The sequence below is a fragment of the Mycobacterium sp. genome (assembly GCF_049281135.1).
Classification (GTDB): domain Bacteria; phylum Actinomycetota; class Actinomycetes; order Mycobacteriales; family Mycobacteriaceae; genus Mycobacterium.
This window is the reverse complement of sequence record NZ_JBAPRN010000096.1, coordinates 1-15,267: the sequence shown is the minus strand read 5'-3', so window position 1 is coordinate 15,267 and position 15,267 is coordinate 1. Positions and strand designations below refer to the sequence as shown.

At 65.1% G+C, this 15,267-nt stretch carries 15 protein-coding genes; 5 read left to right on the top strand and 10 right to left on the bottom strand.

Annotated elements, in window-relative coordinates:
* Positions 1–320 (bottom strand): TetR/AcrR family transcriptional regulator (locus WAN02_RS04035; protein WP_422262889.1); only part of this gene is annotated, 320 nt, incomplete at its 3' end.
* 143 nt (positions 321–463) lie between these two features.
* Here WAN02_RS04035 and WAN02_RS04030 point away from each other — a divergent pair.
* Positions 464–595 (top strand): hypothetical protein, encoded by a 132-nt coding sequence (locus WAN02_RS04030; protein WP_156751530.1) that lies wholly within the window; start codon positions 464–466, stop codon positions 593–595.
* A gap of 97 nt (positions 596–692) precedes the next feature.
* Here WAN02_RS04030 and WAN02_RS04025 read toward each other — a convergent pair whose 3' ends face one another.
* The 4 genes from WAN02_RS04025 to WAN02_RS04010 all read right to left on the bottom strand — a co-directional run bounded on the left by WAN02_RS04025 (position 693) and on the right by WAN02_RS04010 (position 4,121).
* On the bottom strand, positions 693–2,117 hold the full coding sequence (locus WAN02_RS04025; protein ID WP_422262888.1) for an NAD(P)(+) transhydrogenase (Re/Si-specific) subunit beta: 1,425 nt from the start codon (positions 2,115–2,117) through the stop codon (positions 693–695).
* Positions 2,114–2,437 carry an NAD(P) transhydrogenase subunit alpha gene (locus WAN02_RS04020; RefSeq protein WP_422262891.1) on the bottom strand — a complete coding sequence of 108 codons (324 nt, stop codon included), beginning with the start codon at positions 2,435–2,437 and terminating at the stop codon, positions 2,114–2,116. The genes WAN02_RS04025 and WAN02_RS04020 overlap by 4 nt, the downstream gene beginning before the upstream one ends.
* 8 nt (positions 2,438–2,445) lie before the next feature.
* On the bottom strand, positions 2,446–3,543 hold the full coding sequence (locus WAN02_RS04015; protein ID WP_422262887.1) for a Re/Si-specific NAD(P)(+) transhydrogenase subunit alpha: 1,098 nt from the start codon (positions 3,541–3,543) through the stop codon (positions 2,446–2,448).
* A gap of 116 nt (positions 3,544–3,659) precedes the next feature.
* Positions 3,660–4,121 (bottom strand): DUF1348 family protein, encoded by a 462-nt coding sequence (locus WAN02_RS04010; protein ID WP_422262886.1) that lies wholly within the window; start codon positions 4,119–4,121, stop codon positions 3,660–3,662.
* 67 nt (positions 4,122–4,188) lie between these two features.
* Between WAN02_RS04010 and WAN02_RS04005 the strand changes: the two genes are divergently transcribed.
* The 4 genes from WAN02_RS04005 to WAN02_RS03990 all read left to right on the top strand — a co-directional run bounded on the left by WAN02_RS04005 (position 4,189) and on the right by WAN02_RS03990 (position 9,641).
* Positions 4,189–5,400 carry an acyl-CoA dehydrogenase family protein gene (locus WAN02_RS04005; RefSeq protein ID WP_422262890.1) on the top strand — a complete coding sequence of 404 codons (1,212 nt, stop codon included), beginning with the start codon at positions 4,189–4,191 and terminating at the stop codon, positions 5,398–5,400.
* A 1-nt stretch (position 5,401) separates the two neighbouring features.
* Complete coding sequence (locus tag WAN02_RS04000; protein ID WP_422262885.1) at positions 5,402–6,223, top strand: tyrosine-protein phosphatase; 822 nt, start codon at positions 5,402–5,404, stop codon at positions 6,221–6,223.
* A 287-nt stretch (positions 6,224–6,510) separates the two neighbouring features.
* Positions 6,511–8,049, top strand: a complete 1,539-nt coding sequence (locus WAN02_RS03995) for a PE-PPE domain-containing protein (protein WP_422262884.1) — start codon at positions 6,511–6,513, stop codon at positions 8,047–8,049.
* Positions 8,050–8,075: 26 nt separating this feature from the next.
* Positions 8,076–9,641, top strand: coding sequence for a PE-PPE domain-containing protein (locus tag WAN02_RS03990; protein WP_422262883.1), 1,566 nt, complete (start codon positions 8,076–8,078; stop codon positions 9,639–9,641).
* Positions 9,642–9,711: 70 nt separating this feature from the next.
* Here WAN02_RS03990 and WAN02_RS03985 read toward each other — a convergent pair whose 3' ends face one another.
* The 5 genes from WAN02_RS03985 to WAN02_RS03965 all read right to left on the bottom strand — a co-directional run bounded on the left by WAN02_RS03985 (position 9,712) and on the right by WAN02_RS03965 (position 15,090).
* Positions 9,712–10,680, bottom strand: a complete 969-nt coding sequence (locus tag WAN02_RS03985; protein WP_422262882.1) for an NADPH:quinone oxidoreductase family protein — start codon at positions 10,678–10,680, stop codon at positions 9,712–9,714.
* Positions 10,681–10,690: 10 nt separating this feature from the next.
* Positions 10,691–11,554, bottom strand: coding sequence for an SDR family oxidoreductase (locus WAN02_RS03980; protein ID WP_422262881.1), 864 nt, complete (start codon positions 11,552–11,554; stop codon positions 10,691–10,693).
* A 54-nt stretch (positions 11,555–11,608) separates the two neighbouring features.
* The gene (locus tag WAN02_RS03975) at positions 11,609–13,045 is read right to left on the bottom strand and encodes an aldehyde dehydrogenase family protein (protein ID WP_422262880.1); all 1,437 of its coding nucleotides are present in this window, start codon (positions 13,043–13,045) and stop codon (positions 11,609–11,611) included.
* Positions 13,046–13,181: 136 nt separating this feature from the next.
* A complete protein-coding gene (locus WAN02_RS03970) occupies positions 13,182–14,120 on the bottom strand; it encodes a class I SAM-dependent methyltransferase (RefSeq protein WP_422262879.1) in 939 nt (312 codons plus the stop codon).
* Between the two features lie 34 nt (positions 14,121–14,154).
* A complete protein-coding gene (locus WAN02_RS03965) occupies positions 14,155–15,090 on the bottom strand; it encodes an SAM-dependent methyltransferase (RefSeq protein WP_422262878.1) in 936 nt (311 codons plus the stop codon).
* Between the last annotated feature and the right edge of the window lie 177 nt (positions 15,091–15,267).

Sequence of the window (15,267 nt, the reverse complement as noted above, 5' to 3'; positions counted from 1 at the left end):
TCTTGGAAGTACACCGCCGCGCCTTCGGGGTTGGCGGCGATCTGATTGAGCAGTCGCACGGTGTACTGGTAGAGCGCCTCGCGCGCCGACATCGTCGGATCGTCGTGCACAGCGGCCAGTGTGCGTTCGGCGGCCTGCTGATAGATGTCGTAGAGGATCAGCGACTTGCTGGCGTAGTAGTGGTAGACGGTGGCCTTGTTCAGGCCGACCACGTCGGCGACGTCGTCCATCCGGGTGCCGTGATAGCCGCGCGCGGCGAACAACTTGGTGGCTACAACCAGCAGCTCCTCGCGGCGGGTGAGCCCGTTCTCGGATGGCATGTCTACTCGCTTCGGCGGTCCGGGGGCGGCCCGGAGTCAATCAACTGGTGGGTAGTCTAGGCAACACGACAGTCCACTGTTGCGCGTTGCCCGCCGGGACTAGACTCCGACGTGGAACTCATACCGATTCGAGAGGTAGTCAGATGCAACCGGATCCTGATCCCAGCTACGACTTTTCCGACGAACTCGAGTTCTACTTCAAGTACCTGCCGTGGGGCCTGCGGGGCGTCACCGACGGCCAGGGCTACCCGCCGCCGGCGTACCCGCCCGTCTAACCACTCAGCCTCGCCGCTAGCCCCGAGATCGACGCCAGCGCGAAGTTGTTCGAGTAACCGCAACGCCAGCGTCGATCTCGACGACCGCCAGCCACCGTCACAGCGCCTTCAGTTCCTCAGCGACCGCGGTCACTGATTTTTTGGCGTCGCCGAACAGCATGGTGGTGGCTTCGCCGTAGAACAGCGGGTTGTCGATGCCGGCGAATCCGGAGTTCATCGACCGTTTGAGCACGATCACCGATTTGGCCTTATCCACGTTGAGGATCGGCATGCCGTAGATCGGGCTGGACGCATCGTTGCGGGCCGCGGGGTTGGTGACGTCGTTGGCGCCGATGACGATCGCGACGTCGGTGCGGGCGAACTCGTCGTTGATGTCGTCCATGTCTTTCATCGCGTCGTAGTCGACCTCGGCCTCAGCAAGCAGCACGTTCATGTGTCCGGGCATCCGCCCGGCGACGGGGTGGATCGCGTACTTCACCGCCACCCCCTTGTCCTCCAGCAGCGCGGCCATGTCCTTGACGGCGTGCTGGGCCTGGGCGACGGCCAGCCCGTAGCCCGGCACCACGATCACCTGGTTGGCATAGGCCATCTGGATCGCGGCATCAGCCGCCGAGGTCGCCTTGACGTGCTTGTCGCCGGTATCCCCGCCAGGCGGTGCCACACCGCCGCCGCCGAACCCGCCGGCCACAATCGCCGGGATGGACCGGTTCATCGCCTTGGCCATCAAGTTGGTCAGGATCGACCCCGACGCGCCGACGATCATGCCGGCCACGATCATCGCGGTGTTGTTCAACGCCAGACCCGCCGCCGCGGCCGACAACCCGGTCATCGCATTCAGCAGCGAGATCACCACCGGCATGTCCGCACCACCGATCGGCAGCACCACCATCAGACCCAGCACACCCGCGGCGCCCAGCAGACCGATCATCCACCACAGCGACACCCCACCGGTGCCCGGACGGGCGCCCAAACCGATCACGATCGCGGCGCCGATCGCCGCACACAGCAGCAGCAGGTTGATCGGCTGCTGGGCCTTGCCCAAGCCGATCGGCGATCCCGAGATGATCTCCTGCAGCTTGCCGAACGCGATGATCGAACCCCAAAACGAGATCGACCCGATGATCGCAGCGAACAACGACGCCACCACGATGTGCACCGTCGGCGACTCATGATGCTCGAAGGCCGAAAAGCCCTTGGTCTCCATGAATTCCGCCAGCGCGATCAGCGCGACCGTGCCACCACCGACGCCGTTGAAGAACGCCACCAACTGCGGCATGGCGGTCATCTTGGTGAACCGGGCCGGCGGCACACCCAACACGATCCCGACCACCAGACCGGCGATAATCCACACCCACTGATCGGTATCGCGGATCTTGATCAGCGTGGCCGTCACCGCCAGCGCCATACCCACCGCGGCGATCAGGTTGCCACGCACCGCGGTTTTGGGTCCGGTCAAACCCATCAGACCGTAAATGAACAACGCGAACGAGATGACGTAGAGGCCGATCACCAAGTAGTTCACTTGGCGACCTCTTCCGCCGTCGCCGGCACCTTCTTTTTGCCCTTGAACATGCCCAGCATCCGGTCGGTGACGATGAACCCGCCGATCACGTTCAACGTGCCGAACACCACCGCCACGAACAAGATGATCTTCACCGCCAGCGACGGATGCTCCACCTCACCGAACACCACCAGCGCCCCCAGCACCACAATGCCGTGAATCGCGTTGGTGCCCGACATCAGCGGGGTGTGCAACGTGTTGGGCACCTTCGAGATCACCGCGAACCCGACGAACCCCGACAACACCAGGATCGCCAGATTCGACAACAACTCGTCATACATCCCGTGCATCAGGAGTCCTCTCGAGTCACGCATGAGTCCGCGATGACTTCGTCGTCGAAGTCCGGGGCCAGCACCCCGTCGGTGATCAACAGGTCCAGCAGCGCGGTGATGTTCTTGCTGTAGAGCTCGCTGGCGTGCTCGGGCATGGTCGCCGGCAGATTCAACGGCGCAGCGATCGTGACGTCGTGTCTGACCACCACCCGCCCCGGCTCGGTCAGCTCACAGTTGCCGCCGGTCTCCCCGGCCAGATCGACCACCACACTGCCCGGCTTCATCGCCTCGACCGCGGCCGCGGTCACCAACTTGGGTGCCGGCCGGCCCGGGACCAGGGCCGTGGTGATCACCACATCGAAACCGCTGATCGCGTCCTCCAGCGCCTGCTGCTGGGCCGCCCGCTCCGCCTCGGTCAGCTCCCGGGCATACCCGCCCTCACCCGCGGCGGCCAAATCTTCGCCGCCCAGCTTCAACCACTGCGCCCCCACGGAGCGAACCTGATCAGCCACCTCCGGCCGCACGTCATACCCGGTCGTGCGCCCACCCAGCCGTTTGGCCGTCGCCAACGCCTGCAACCCAGCCACCCCGACACCAAGCACCAACACCGTCGCCGGCTTCACCGTTCCGGCCGCGGTGGTCAGCATCGGGAAAAACCGGGTCGACTCCGAAGCCGCCAACAACACCGCCTTATAACCCGCGACGTTGCCCTGCGACGACAACGCATCCATCGCCTGCGCCCGCGAAATCCGCGGAACAGCCTCCAACGCGAACCCCTGCACACCGGCCGCCCTGAGCGCACCGATCGAATTCTCGGCGTTACGAGGCGCCAAAAAACCGATCAACGTCTGCCCGCTGTGCAGCTTGGCGACCTCCTCAGCGGTCGGCGGCGCGACCTTGACGACGATGTCAGCCGCCCAGGCATCCCCGATGCTGGCCCCGGCCTCGGTGTACAGCGAGTCAGGAAGCAACGCCCGCTCACCCGCCCCCGACTGGACTACGACCGCGACCCCACTATTCACCAACGGCGCAACCGCCTTCGGGACCAGCGCCACCCGCCGCTCATCAACCCCCGACTCGGCAACCACACCCACCGTCGTCTGCGTATCTGTCATCGCGTGCGCATCTACTTCCTGTACTCCCTACCCCGGTAGATCGGCAACAACCCTAACCTGATGACCGGCTCCTCCTCCCGCCTCCCCGAGGCGGGCATCATCACCGGCGGCCGAGGTCACCAAAGTGGAAAGTCCTGGCCGTGCTCCGCCGGGGGCCGTGGCCCGAAGTATCGCCGCTGCGACTCGTCGATCGCGACATCGTTGATGCTGGCCTCTCGTCGGCCCATCAGGCCGGCCTCGTCGAACTCCCACAATTCATTGCCGTAGCTGCGCCACCACTGGCCCGAGGCGTCTCGGCACTCGTACTGGAACCGGACGGCGATGCGGTTGTCGTGGAAACTCCACAGGCTCTTGCGTAGCGCGTAGTCGAGTTCGCGTTCCCATTTCCTGGTCAGGAACGCCACGATCGCCGCCCGGCCGACGATGTGCTCGCTCCGGTTCCGCCATTGCGAGTCGACGGTGTAGCCCAGGCTGACCAGGTCCGGATCGCGGCTGTTCCATGCGTCCTCGGCGGCCTGAACCTTCTGGATCGCGGTCTCCAACGTGAATGGTGGCAACGGCGGGCGAGCGTCGGTCATAACGTTCATCCTGCCCCCGGTGTGCCCTCGTCGCGGGTGGCTTATCGTGACGGTCATGGACTTCGCGATGTCAGCCAAAGCAAGCGACTACCACAAGCGGCTGAGCGAGTTCATCACCGATTACGTCTTCCCCGCTGAAGCCGAGTACGACAAGCACTGCGAAGAAGTCGGCCCGAACGATCACACCGTTCCGCCGATCATCGAAGAACTGAAGGTCAAGGCCAAGGCCGCCGGTTTGTGGAACCTGTTCCTGCCGTCGGAATCCGGGCTGACCAACCTGGAGTACGCGCCGCTGGCCGAGCTGACCGGATGGTGTCTGGAGATCGCGCCCGAGGCGATCAACTGCGCCGCACCCGACACCGGCAACATGGAGACCCTGCACCTGTTCGCCACCGAAGAGCAGCGCAAGAAGTGGCTCGAGCCGTTGCTGAACGGCGAGATCCGCAGCGGCTTCTCCATGACCGAACCCGCGGTCGCCAGCAGCGACGCCCGCAACATCGAAACATCGATCGTGCGCGACGGCGCCGACTATGTGATCAACGGCCGTAAGTGGTGGACGTCGGGAGCGGCGGATCCGCGCTGCAAGATCCTGATCGTGATGGGCCGGACCAACCCCGAGGCCGCCAGTCACCAACAGCAGTCGATGATCCTGGTGCCGATCGACACACCGGGCGTGACCGTGGTGCGTTCCACCACCGTCTTCGGATACCAGGACCAGCCTGGGCACTGCGAGATCATCTACGACAACGTGCGGGTGCCGGCCACCAACCTGCTCGGCGAAGAGGGCTCCGGTTTCGCGATCGCCCAGGCCCGACTCGGACCGGGTCGCATCCACCACTGCATGCGCGCGCTGGGCGGCGCGGAACGTGCGCTGGCGCTGATGGTGAACCGGGCGAACACCAGGATCGCATTCGGCCGGCCGCTGGCCGACCAGGGTCTGGTGCAACAGGCAATTGCCCAGTCACGCAACGAGATCGACCAGGCCAGGCTGCTCTGCGAGAAGGCCGCCTGGACGATCGACCAGCACGGCAATCGCGCGGCCCATCTGCTGGTCTCTCAGATCAAAGCGGTGGCGCCCCAGATGGCCTGCAATGTCATCGATCGCGCCATCCAGGTGCATGGGGCGGCCGGTGTCAGCGAGGACACGGTACTGGCCCGGATGTACGCCTGGCAGCGTGCGATGCGCATCTTCGACGGACCCGACGAGGTGCACATGCGGTCGATCGCGCGCGCTGAGATCGGCCGGGAGAAAAGCGCTTTCGCTGCGGCGGTCACCTAAGGTGGCAACCGACCTGCGAGATCTACAGGGGGCCTGGAACTTTCGCGACGTCGCCGACACCGCCGGCGTACTGCGGCCCGGCCGCCTCTTCAGGTCCGGCGAACTGAGCGAACTGGGCGACGAAGGCCGTGACGAGTTACGCCGTCTGGGCGTCACCGATGTCGTCGATTTACGTTCGCGCAGTGAGGTATTGCGGCACGGCCCCGGCCTGGTGCCCGACGGTGTCGACATACACCTGGTGCCCATCCCGGACCTCCCGCCCGACGAGGTCAACCCGAACGGCGAAGCACCCCACGAGCACGCGTTCAGGCGGCTACTGGAAGACAAGCCCGACGACGAGCCGGTCAGCGACGCCGCCACTCGCTACATGGTCGACGAGTACAGCAGGTTCCCCACCTATCCCGGAGCACAGCCTGCACTGCACCGCGTCGTGAGCCTGTTGGCGGACGGTCGCACGGTGCTCGCGCACTGTTTCGCCGGCAAGGACCGCACCGGCTTCACGCTTGCGCTGGTGCTGGAGGCCGCTGGTGTCGATCGCGATGCCATCGTGGCCGACTTCCTGCAAAGTAACCGGGCCGTCCCGCTTCTGCGGGAGCGGATCCTGAACGCGATCCGCGAGCGCGCCGACGTCGACATGACACCGGAGCTGCTCTCGATCACCGAGGCGCGGCTGTCCGAAGAGGTTCTCGGCGTGCGCGCGGAGTACCTCGACGCCGCGCGCCGGACTATCGATGACAACTTCGGCTCTCTTGACGGCTACTTCCGCAGCGCGGGCATCACGACAGCCGACGTCGACCGGCTGCGCGACGCACTGCTGGGCTGAGTTCAGCCACGCGCCGATATCGCCCGCGCCCTCGAATTCGAGAGGCGACTAATCCTTCAGCCAGGGGCTGGAGAGGCTTATGAGGTTTAACGCACCACGCTCGTCAGCTGAGTCGGCCATCTGCGCCGTCAGAAAATGAATACTGAATTTTCGCCAACGAAAGCCTGTGTATTTCTTAGACGCTGAAGCAAAAGAAGAGTAGAACATATGTGGAATACCCGCCGCTTTGGGCAGCGGCGACTGGTAACCGCTCGATGCACTCTTTCCAACGTTGCGGAGGTCACAAAATGTCAGGACGCAAGCTTCGTTGGATCGGATTCGGCCTGGTGGCAACGGCTGGCGCCGGCGTCATAGGGCTGTCGGCGGCGATGAATCCGGCGCCCGCTCATGCAGACGACATCGGGCTGGTCATCGGCGGCAGCGCGGACCCCATCCCAGGCCCAGGCTATGTGGAGGCCGCCGACGGCCTCTACCTCAACAACCCGCTCACGGCCCTCTACCCCGACCTGACCTTCTACCAAGCCACCCTGACCAACCCCTTTGGCAACGGGCTGTTCACACCCGAGGGGGCCTATCCGCTGTTCGGCCAAGGCGTCCAGCAGTTGTATTACAACTACCCACTCGATTCAGATGGCCTTCCGTCCCTCAGTACCTCGGTGGGCCAGGGCGCCTCCATCCTGCAAAGCTCGATCCTCGCCAACCAAGCGGCCGGAGACGGCTCAACGGTGTTGGGCTATTCACAGAGTTCCACGCTGTCCGGTGTCACGATGCAGCTGCTCGACCCGTCCGGCACGCCCCAGACAGGACCACTTGACCCGCAATTCCTGCTTCTCGCGGACCCCAACAATCCCAACGGCGGGTTGTTCGAGCGCTTCAACGGCTTCGAAACGCTGTCGGGCCACTCCACGGTCGACCAGCTGAATCTGGCGAGTCTGGGTATCGCGTTCAGCGGCGCGACGCCGTCCGATGACTACCTGACCAACGTCTACTCACTCGAATACGACGGCTTCACGGACTTCCCGCGATACCCGATCAATCTGTTGTCCGACCTCAACGCCTTCTTGGGCATCGAAGACCTGCACGGCACGTATCTCAACGGGGGCGTCGACGGAAGCGGTCCAACGGCCGAACAGATCGCCAACGCGATTCTGCTGCCGGGCTCGATGGCCTCCGGCACCGCCGACAGCCTGACCAACTACTACATGATCGACGAGACTGCGCCACTGGTGTCGCTACTACCGAAGTCGCTGCAAGACTTGCTGGGGCCCGACCTGACGTACTTGATCAACCTGGGCTACGGCGACGGCAGCCTCGGCTACGCCGTGACACCTGATTCACCGGCGGACGTGCCCACCCCGTTCGGGCTGTTCCCCGACGTCAGCCTGTCCACAGTGCTCAGCACACTGGCCACCGACACCCAGCAAGGCATCACGGCATTGGAGAACGATCCCGCCGCGTTGATGGCGTCGCTGGACCCGGCCTCGTCGGGGCAGGGTTTGACGGATCTAATGTCAGCATTGGAGGCCGACGCCGCTGATCCCTCCGCGACGTTCACTGACCTCGTCAACGCGATCTCCAGTGCGGCTTCGACGGCCTACTCCCTGTTGCTGCCGACGACGGACATCCTCAACTCGCTGGTGACCAGCCTTCCGGCGTGGGAAACCTCGATTTTCACAGACACCTTGAGCAGCGGTGACCTCCTTGACGCGCTCGGTTTACCGGTCGCGGGTACCGCAGCGATCGGCACGCTGGCAGCCGGATTCGAGATCTCCATCATCCAAGACGCGGCCTCCCAGATCGCCGCTGACTTCTCGGGTCTGTTCTAGTAGCGCCAAAGTCCCGGAGGTCGCTCATGTCGGACACCCGTCGTTGGCTGGGTTTTGGAGTGGTGGCGGTTGTCGGGGCCGGTGTCGTGGGGCTTACCGCGATGATGAATCCGCCTGGCGCGCGCGCGGACGGCGACGACATCGGGTTGGTGCTCGGCGCCAGCGGCCTACCACTCCCCACCGCAATGTCAGATATGCACGAGTATGTGCCGGCCGCAGACGCGCAGTACCTCGACAACCCGTACACGCAGTTCTACCCCGACCTCACCTTCTACCAGGCCACCTCAACCGACCCTGCAAATCCAGGGTTCTTTGGCCCGGGCGTCTTTACGCCGGAAGGTCTCTATCCGCTGACCGGTGCCGGCGTCCACCAATTGGTCCTGAATTACCCCACTGCGGACGATGGCTTTCCGGCGCTGAGTTCATCGGTGGGCCAAGGCATGGCCATTTTGGAAAGCACGATAGCGGCCGACGAGGCGGCCGGTAATACATCAACGGTGTTCGGTTACTCGCAGAGTTCGACGGTCGCCAGCTACGTAATGGAGCAGCTGAAAGCGGACGGCGTGAGCCAAAACGATGTGAACTTCCTGCTGGTCGCCGACCCTAGCAATCCCAACGGCGGGGCACTCGAACGCTTCGCCGGTTTCGAAACCCTCTCGGGCCACACAGTCTCCGACCCGTTGAGCCTCCCTAGCCTGGGTTTTGTCTTCGACAGCGCCACCCCGGCCGATGATTACGTGACCTCCATCTACTCGCTCGAATATGACGGCTTCGCGGACTTTCCGCGCTACCCGCTGAACTTCTTGGCCGACCTGAACGCCTTTCTGGGCATCGCAACGCTGCACGGCACCTATCTGAACGGGTTCGAGCCCGGTAACGGCGGCCCCACCGCCGAAGAGATCGCCAACGCGATTCTGTTGCCCGGCTCGGCGGCCGACGGCACCGCGGACAGCCTCACCAACTACTACATGATCGACGAGACCCCTCCGCTGGTGGCGGCCCTCCCGAAGTCGTTGCAAGACTTGCTGGGTCCCGACCTGACGTATCTGATCAACCTGGGCTACGGCGACGGCAGCCAGGGTTACTCAGTGGACGTAGATTCACCGGCGAATGTTGCCACCCCGTTCGGGCTGGCTCCCGACGTCAGCCTGTCCACCGTCCTCAGCACCCTGGCCACCGACACCCAGCAGGGCATCACGGCGTTGGAGAACGATCCCACCGCGTTTACCGCGTCGCTGGACCCGACCTCGTCGGGGCAGAGCTTCACGGATCTACTGTCGGCATTGTCGGCCGACGCCGCTAATCCCACCGCCACCCTCACCGAGCTCGCCAACGCGATCTCAAGCGCGACCTCGGCGGCGTATTCAACTTTGCTGCCGTTGGCCGACATAGGAAACGCCCTGCTGACCAGCCTTCCGGCATACGACCTTTCGCTGTTCACGGCCAACATCGCCACCGGTGACTTCATCGACGCATTCGGTCTGCCGATCGCCGCCGATACCGGGATGGGCACGCTGTTCGCCGGTTTCGCAGTCGCGGTCGTCGGCCATGCCGTCTCAGAGATCTCGGCCGACTTCTCGGGTCTGTTCTAGTCACGCGGGGTACTGAACGCGCCGCCACCGATATCCGGGGCGGCGCGTTCCGTATCTGCGAGCAGCCCGGCTAGGGCTCCAGTACAACCTTGCCGAACACCCGGCCGTCGGCCAGGGACTGCAGCGCGTCGCGGCCTTTCGACAGTGGATACCGTTGCGGCGGTGGAGGTTTCAATCCGGCCGCCACCAGTTGGTTGAGACCCGAGGCGAACAGTCCCGCCGAGCCGGGCACCTGATGGAGGTATTCGCCCCAGGCGACGCCGAGCACGCCGATGTTACGCAGCAGCAACCGATTGACCTTGACCGTCGGAATGGAACCCGCGGCGAAACCGATCACCAGCAGCTTGCCGTCGATAGCGAGCACCCGGACCGCATCGTCGAAGGCCTGCCCGCCGATCGGGTCGACCACGATGTCGACGCCGCGGCCGTCAGTGTGGTCGCGGACCGCCTGCGCCCAGCCGTCGGTCAGCGGCAGCACCACGTCGGCGCCCAGCGACTCGACGAATTCCGTTGCGCTCGTGCGGTGTACCACCGCGATGACCTTGCTCGCACCCATCGCCCGAGCCACTTGGATGGCCGCGGTGCCCACACCGCCCGCCGAACCCAACACCAGCACGCTGTCCCCGCGCCGCATGGCGGCCCGTCGGGCCAGCGCGAAGTACATGGTGTTGTAGTTCACTAGCAGCGACACCGCTTCGGCGTCATCGAGCTCGGCCGGGGTGCGGGTCACGTTGGTCATCGGGGCAAGCACCTGTTCGGCGAAGCCACCTAGCACGCCGAACGCCGAAACCCGATCCCCCACTTTGAATTCGGAGTCCTCCGGCGCCCATTCGACAACGCCGGCAGCCTCCATGCCGGGGATGAACGGCGGCGGCAGCTTGAGCTGGTACTCGCCCTTGCTCAGCAGCAGGTCCGGAAAACAGACACCCGCGGCGCAGACGCCGATGACCAACACGTCGTTGTTTCCGGCGACGTCCTGGACGTCGGTATAGACAAGACCGTCCGGACCTGAAAGCTCCTGTACAACACAGGCTTTCATGCAGCCCCGATCAACGGATCGAGAAGTTGGCCGCCTTAGCCGCGGACAAGTCGTCGATCTCGCCCCAGTGCGAAGCGATGTCGTCGACTGACGGCACCGTCTTGAAGGTGACGCCCTCGTTCTGGAACAGCGCGACGCGCTGCACCTTGCCTCCGCCGACGATGAAGATCGAGCCGGAGTCGGGCACCTCTTCGGTGACCAGGTAAGCCACCACCGGCGCGACGAACTCCGGCGTGAGGTTCCCCAGCACCTCGGGCGGCAGGATGTCCTCGGTCATCCGGGTGGCCGCAATCGGGGCCAGCGCGTTGGCCTTGATGTTGTACTTGGCGCCTTCCTGGGCAAGTGTGTTGATCAATCCGACCAGGCCCAGCTTGGCGGCGCCGTAGTTGGCCTGACCGAAGTTGCCGAACAGCCCGCTGGTGGAGGTGGCGACGAGCACGCGACCGTAGCTCTGCTCACGGAAGTGCGGCCACGCGGCGCGGACGACGTTGTAGCCGCCGTAGAGGTGCACCTTAAGAACGGAATCCCAGTTCTCGAAAGACATCTTGTGGAACGTGCCGTCGCGCAGGATGCCGGCGTTGCTCACCACGCCGTCGATCTTGCCGAACTCATCGAGAGCGGTCTTGATGATGTTCTCGGCGCCCTCGGTCTCGGCAACGCTGTCGTAGTTGGCAACCGCACGGCCGCCGGCGTCCTTGATCTCCTTGACGACCTCGTCGGCCATGTTGTGTCCGGCGCCTGTGCCGTCGCGGGATCCGCCGAGGTCGTTGACCACGACGCTCGCACCTTCCTTGGCGAGGGTCAGCGCGTATTCGCGGCCCAAGCCACCGCCGGCTCCCGTGACGACGACAACACGATCCTGCACTCCGGGCATTACGTTCCTATCTCTCGATCCTCAGTGACCAACGGATTCCAACGGCCGGCAAAGCTAGAACAGCCGGCGCGCCAGCTTCCACGCCTTATCTGTATACGGCGGGTAGATGAAGCTGGCGATGTCGGGTCGGGTCGGCTTGGTCAGCACCGACTTGCGGTGGCTGAACTCTTCGAAGCCGAACTTGCCGTGGTAGGCACCCAGACCGGACGGCCCGACGCCGCCGAACGGCAGCTTGTGGGTAGCGAAGTGGAACAGCAGGTGGTTGACCACCATGCCGCCGGCCGGCACTTCCTTGATCACCCTTTCCCGCACGGCTTTGGCCTTGGTGAACAGGTAGGCGGCCAGCGGCTTGGGCCGAGAGTTCACGAATGTGATTGCCTCGTCTAGGTTTTGAACGGTCACTACCGGAAGAACTGGCCCGAAGATCTCGTCGGTCATCAGCGGCTCGTCGAGAGCGGGGTCGACAACCACGGTCGGCTGGATATTCAGCTTCGACGCGTCCGAGCCGCCGCCGATGGCGACCCTGCCCTTGGTTGCGGCGATCGCCCCAGTGAGCCGGTTGAAGTGCCGTTCGTTGACGATGCGTTTGCCGCCGCTGGCGTTCTTGGCCTCGAATGCGATGACCGCCTTCTGGATCTCGTCGACCAGCTGGTCGCGGATCGGCGCCTCCGCCAGGACATAGTCGGGCGCGATGCAGATCTGGCCGGAGTTGATCAGCTTGGTCCACGCGATCCGCTTCGCGGCGACCTTGATGTCGGCGTCTTTCGACACGATGACCGGGCTCTTGCCGCCGAGCTCCAGGGTGACCGGCGTCAGATGCGACGCCGCGCCCTCGTAAACCTTGCGACCGATTTCGGTGCCGCCGGTGAACAGGAGATGGTCGAAGCCCTGCGCGATGAGCTCCTGGCTGACGGCGCCATCGCCCTCGATGACGGCGATCGCGTCGGTGTCGAGATAGCGCGGCACGAGCTCGGCCATCAGCGCCGACGACGCGGGCGCCACCTCAGATGGCTTGAGCACCAGGGCGTTACCCGCGGCGATCGCGCCGACGGCTGGACCCAACGTCAGCGCGAACGGGAAGTTCCAGGCGCCGATGATCAGCACGGTGCCGTACGGCTCGTACTCCACCCAACCGCGGCCGGGCAGCTGCGACATCTCGAGCAGGCGGTGGCTGCGCTTGGCCCACTTGCCCACGTTCTTAGCGGCGTACGTGCACTCCCCGGCCGTGTTGGCTACGTCGGCGAGCCAGGCCTCGAACGGCGAGCGCCCCAGGTCCTTGTCCAGCGCATCGGCGATCTTGGTCTCGTTCTCAACCATCAATTGCTTGAGTGCGCGCAACTGCTCCCTGCGCCATTCCAGATTGCGGGTGCGACCGGTGGCGAACGTCTTGCGAAGCCGCGCGACCGTCTTGGCCACATCGGGGCCGGTAGCCGGGGCCGCGGGCGCAGCCGGAGCGGTGGTTTCGGTGGCGTGGGTGGCTTCGGTGGTCATGGGGATTCCCTTCATCGACCGGCGAAAACCCAATCCTAATCAACCACCCGGTTGGGCAACAGGCGCCCTCAGCGATCGCGGCCGATCGCGTTCATCGCATTCAGCGACGGCGAACACGGTCACCGTGCGCCGCTGGTCATGCGCGTTCGGCGGTCACGAACTGCGAGAACGCATCCCGGTCGTCACTCGACGGCACGCCTTCGACCCAGCGGTCCAGCCGGCGCATCTCGTCGCCGGAGTTCTGGCCGGTAGCCCGCCAGCCGTGGTCGTTGAGCCAAGCCGCGACGTCGGCCCGATCGTCGTCCTGATAGATCAGGTCCTGAATGTCGACGGTCCGCTCGATGCCGAGTTTGGCGGCGACCCGGTCGAGGCGGGCCCGCATCTCCTGGCGACGCTCGTCGGCGTGGTTGGCCGCGGTCTCGGCGGCCACCCGGCTTCCCGGTGCGCTCAACTCGGTGATCTGCGTGAACAGCCGGTCTTGGGCCTCGGCGGGCAGATACATCAGCAGCCCCTCAGCCAGCCACGCCGTCGGCGCCTTGGGGTCGAATCCCTCGGCAACCAGGGCAGCCGGCCAGTCCTGACGCAGGTCGATCGCCACCTCGTGGCGGTCGGCCGACGGGGTTGCACCATGCGCCGCCAGCGTCGCCGACTTGTACTCCAGCACCTTGGGCTGGTCGATCTCGTACACCGTGGTGCCGGCCGGCCAGTCCAGCCGGTAGGCCCGTGAATCCAACCCCGACGCCAGGATCACCACCTGGCGGATACCAGCCGCCACCGCCCCGGCGAAATGGGCGTCGAAGAAGTGCGTGCGCACGGCCTGGTAGCCGCGCATGTGCTCGAAGACCGCCGCCGCCTCGGCGTCGATTTCCCGCACCTTGGAGAGCAGTGAGTCGTCGAGCATCTTCTCCCACACGCCGGTACCTGCCTCAATGACCAGCACCCTCGCGTAGGGGTCCCGGATCAGCGGGTCCGGCTTGTTGGTTTCGGCAGCTCGGGCTGCGGCCACCATGACGGCGGTGGTGCCGACGCTGGTGGCGATGTCCCAAGTGTCGTCGTGGCTGCGCAAGGCGCTCATCGTGGTCCTGTCTTCTGCTGAATGTCGTTGGACATCAATCGTGCGCGCCGAGTTCGGCGCGCAACAGCGTGGCGGAGAAGGCTTCGTTAACGAGGTCCGCGGGAATCGGCCGGCCTAGCCGTTCCATCTCGTCGGCGTTGCTGACCGCGGTCACCTGCCAACCGCGCTCGGCCAGCCACTCGCCAGCGTCGGCCCGGTCGCCCTCCTGGTAGGTCAGGGTTTCGACGTTGATGTCCAGGCCGAGACGTTGACGTATCCGGTGGAAACGTGCCCGGCGCGCGGCGCGACGGGCTTCGTTGTCGGCGGCGCCCATGCTGAATGCTTCGACGGCGAACCGGCTGCCAGGCACGCTCAACCCGGTCAGGATCTCGAACAGCCGATCCTGCGCTTCGGCCGGTAGATACGGCAGCAGGCCCTCGGCCAGCCAGGCGGTCGGTTGGCCGGGGTCGAAGCCGGCTGCCGTCAGTGCAGCCGCCCAGTCATCCCGCAGGTCGACCTGAACGGGGCGCCGGTCAGCGGTCGGAGCGGCGCCGACCGACTCTAGCGTGGTCGTTTTGTAGTGGACTACCTGCGGCTGGTCGATCTCGTAGACGGTCGTCCCCGCAGGCCAATTCAGCCGAAAAGCCCGCGAGTCGAGCCCCGCGGCCAGGATCACCACCTGCCGGATTCCGGCGGCGGTCGCCTCGGCGAGGTAGGAGTCGAAGAAGTGCGTGCGCACGGCCTGATAGTCGATGGACAGTCGGTGGGCCCGTCGGCCGTGTTCGTCGTCGTCAATCCACTCCGTCGAGCTGGCCAACCGCGCCCACGGCTCCCCAGCCGTAGAGACCAGCAGGTAGGCGAACTGGTCGCGGATCAGCGGATCAGCCGCCGCTGTCTCGACCGCGCGGGCGGCGGCAACGCTCAAGGCGGTGGCGCCCACGCTCTCGGTGATGTCCCAGCTGTCGCCGTCGAAACGCACTGAACTAGTCATAGCGCAACCGATGGTACCCAATAACTTAGTCAATCTATATGCTTGTGTGCGCTACATCACTGCACTTGATCGGGCCGACGGGTGAGGCTCCGGGCCAGCATTAGCTTCAGTTGATCGGTCACGGGGTCCAGTTCGTGGCGGCTGGCGATAAAACCGGCGTAGAAGCCCACACCCAAC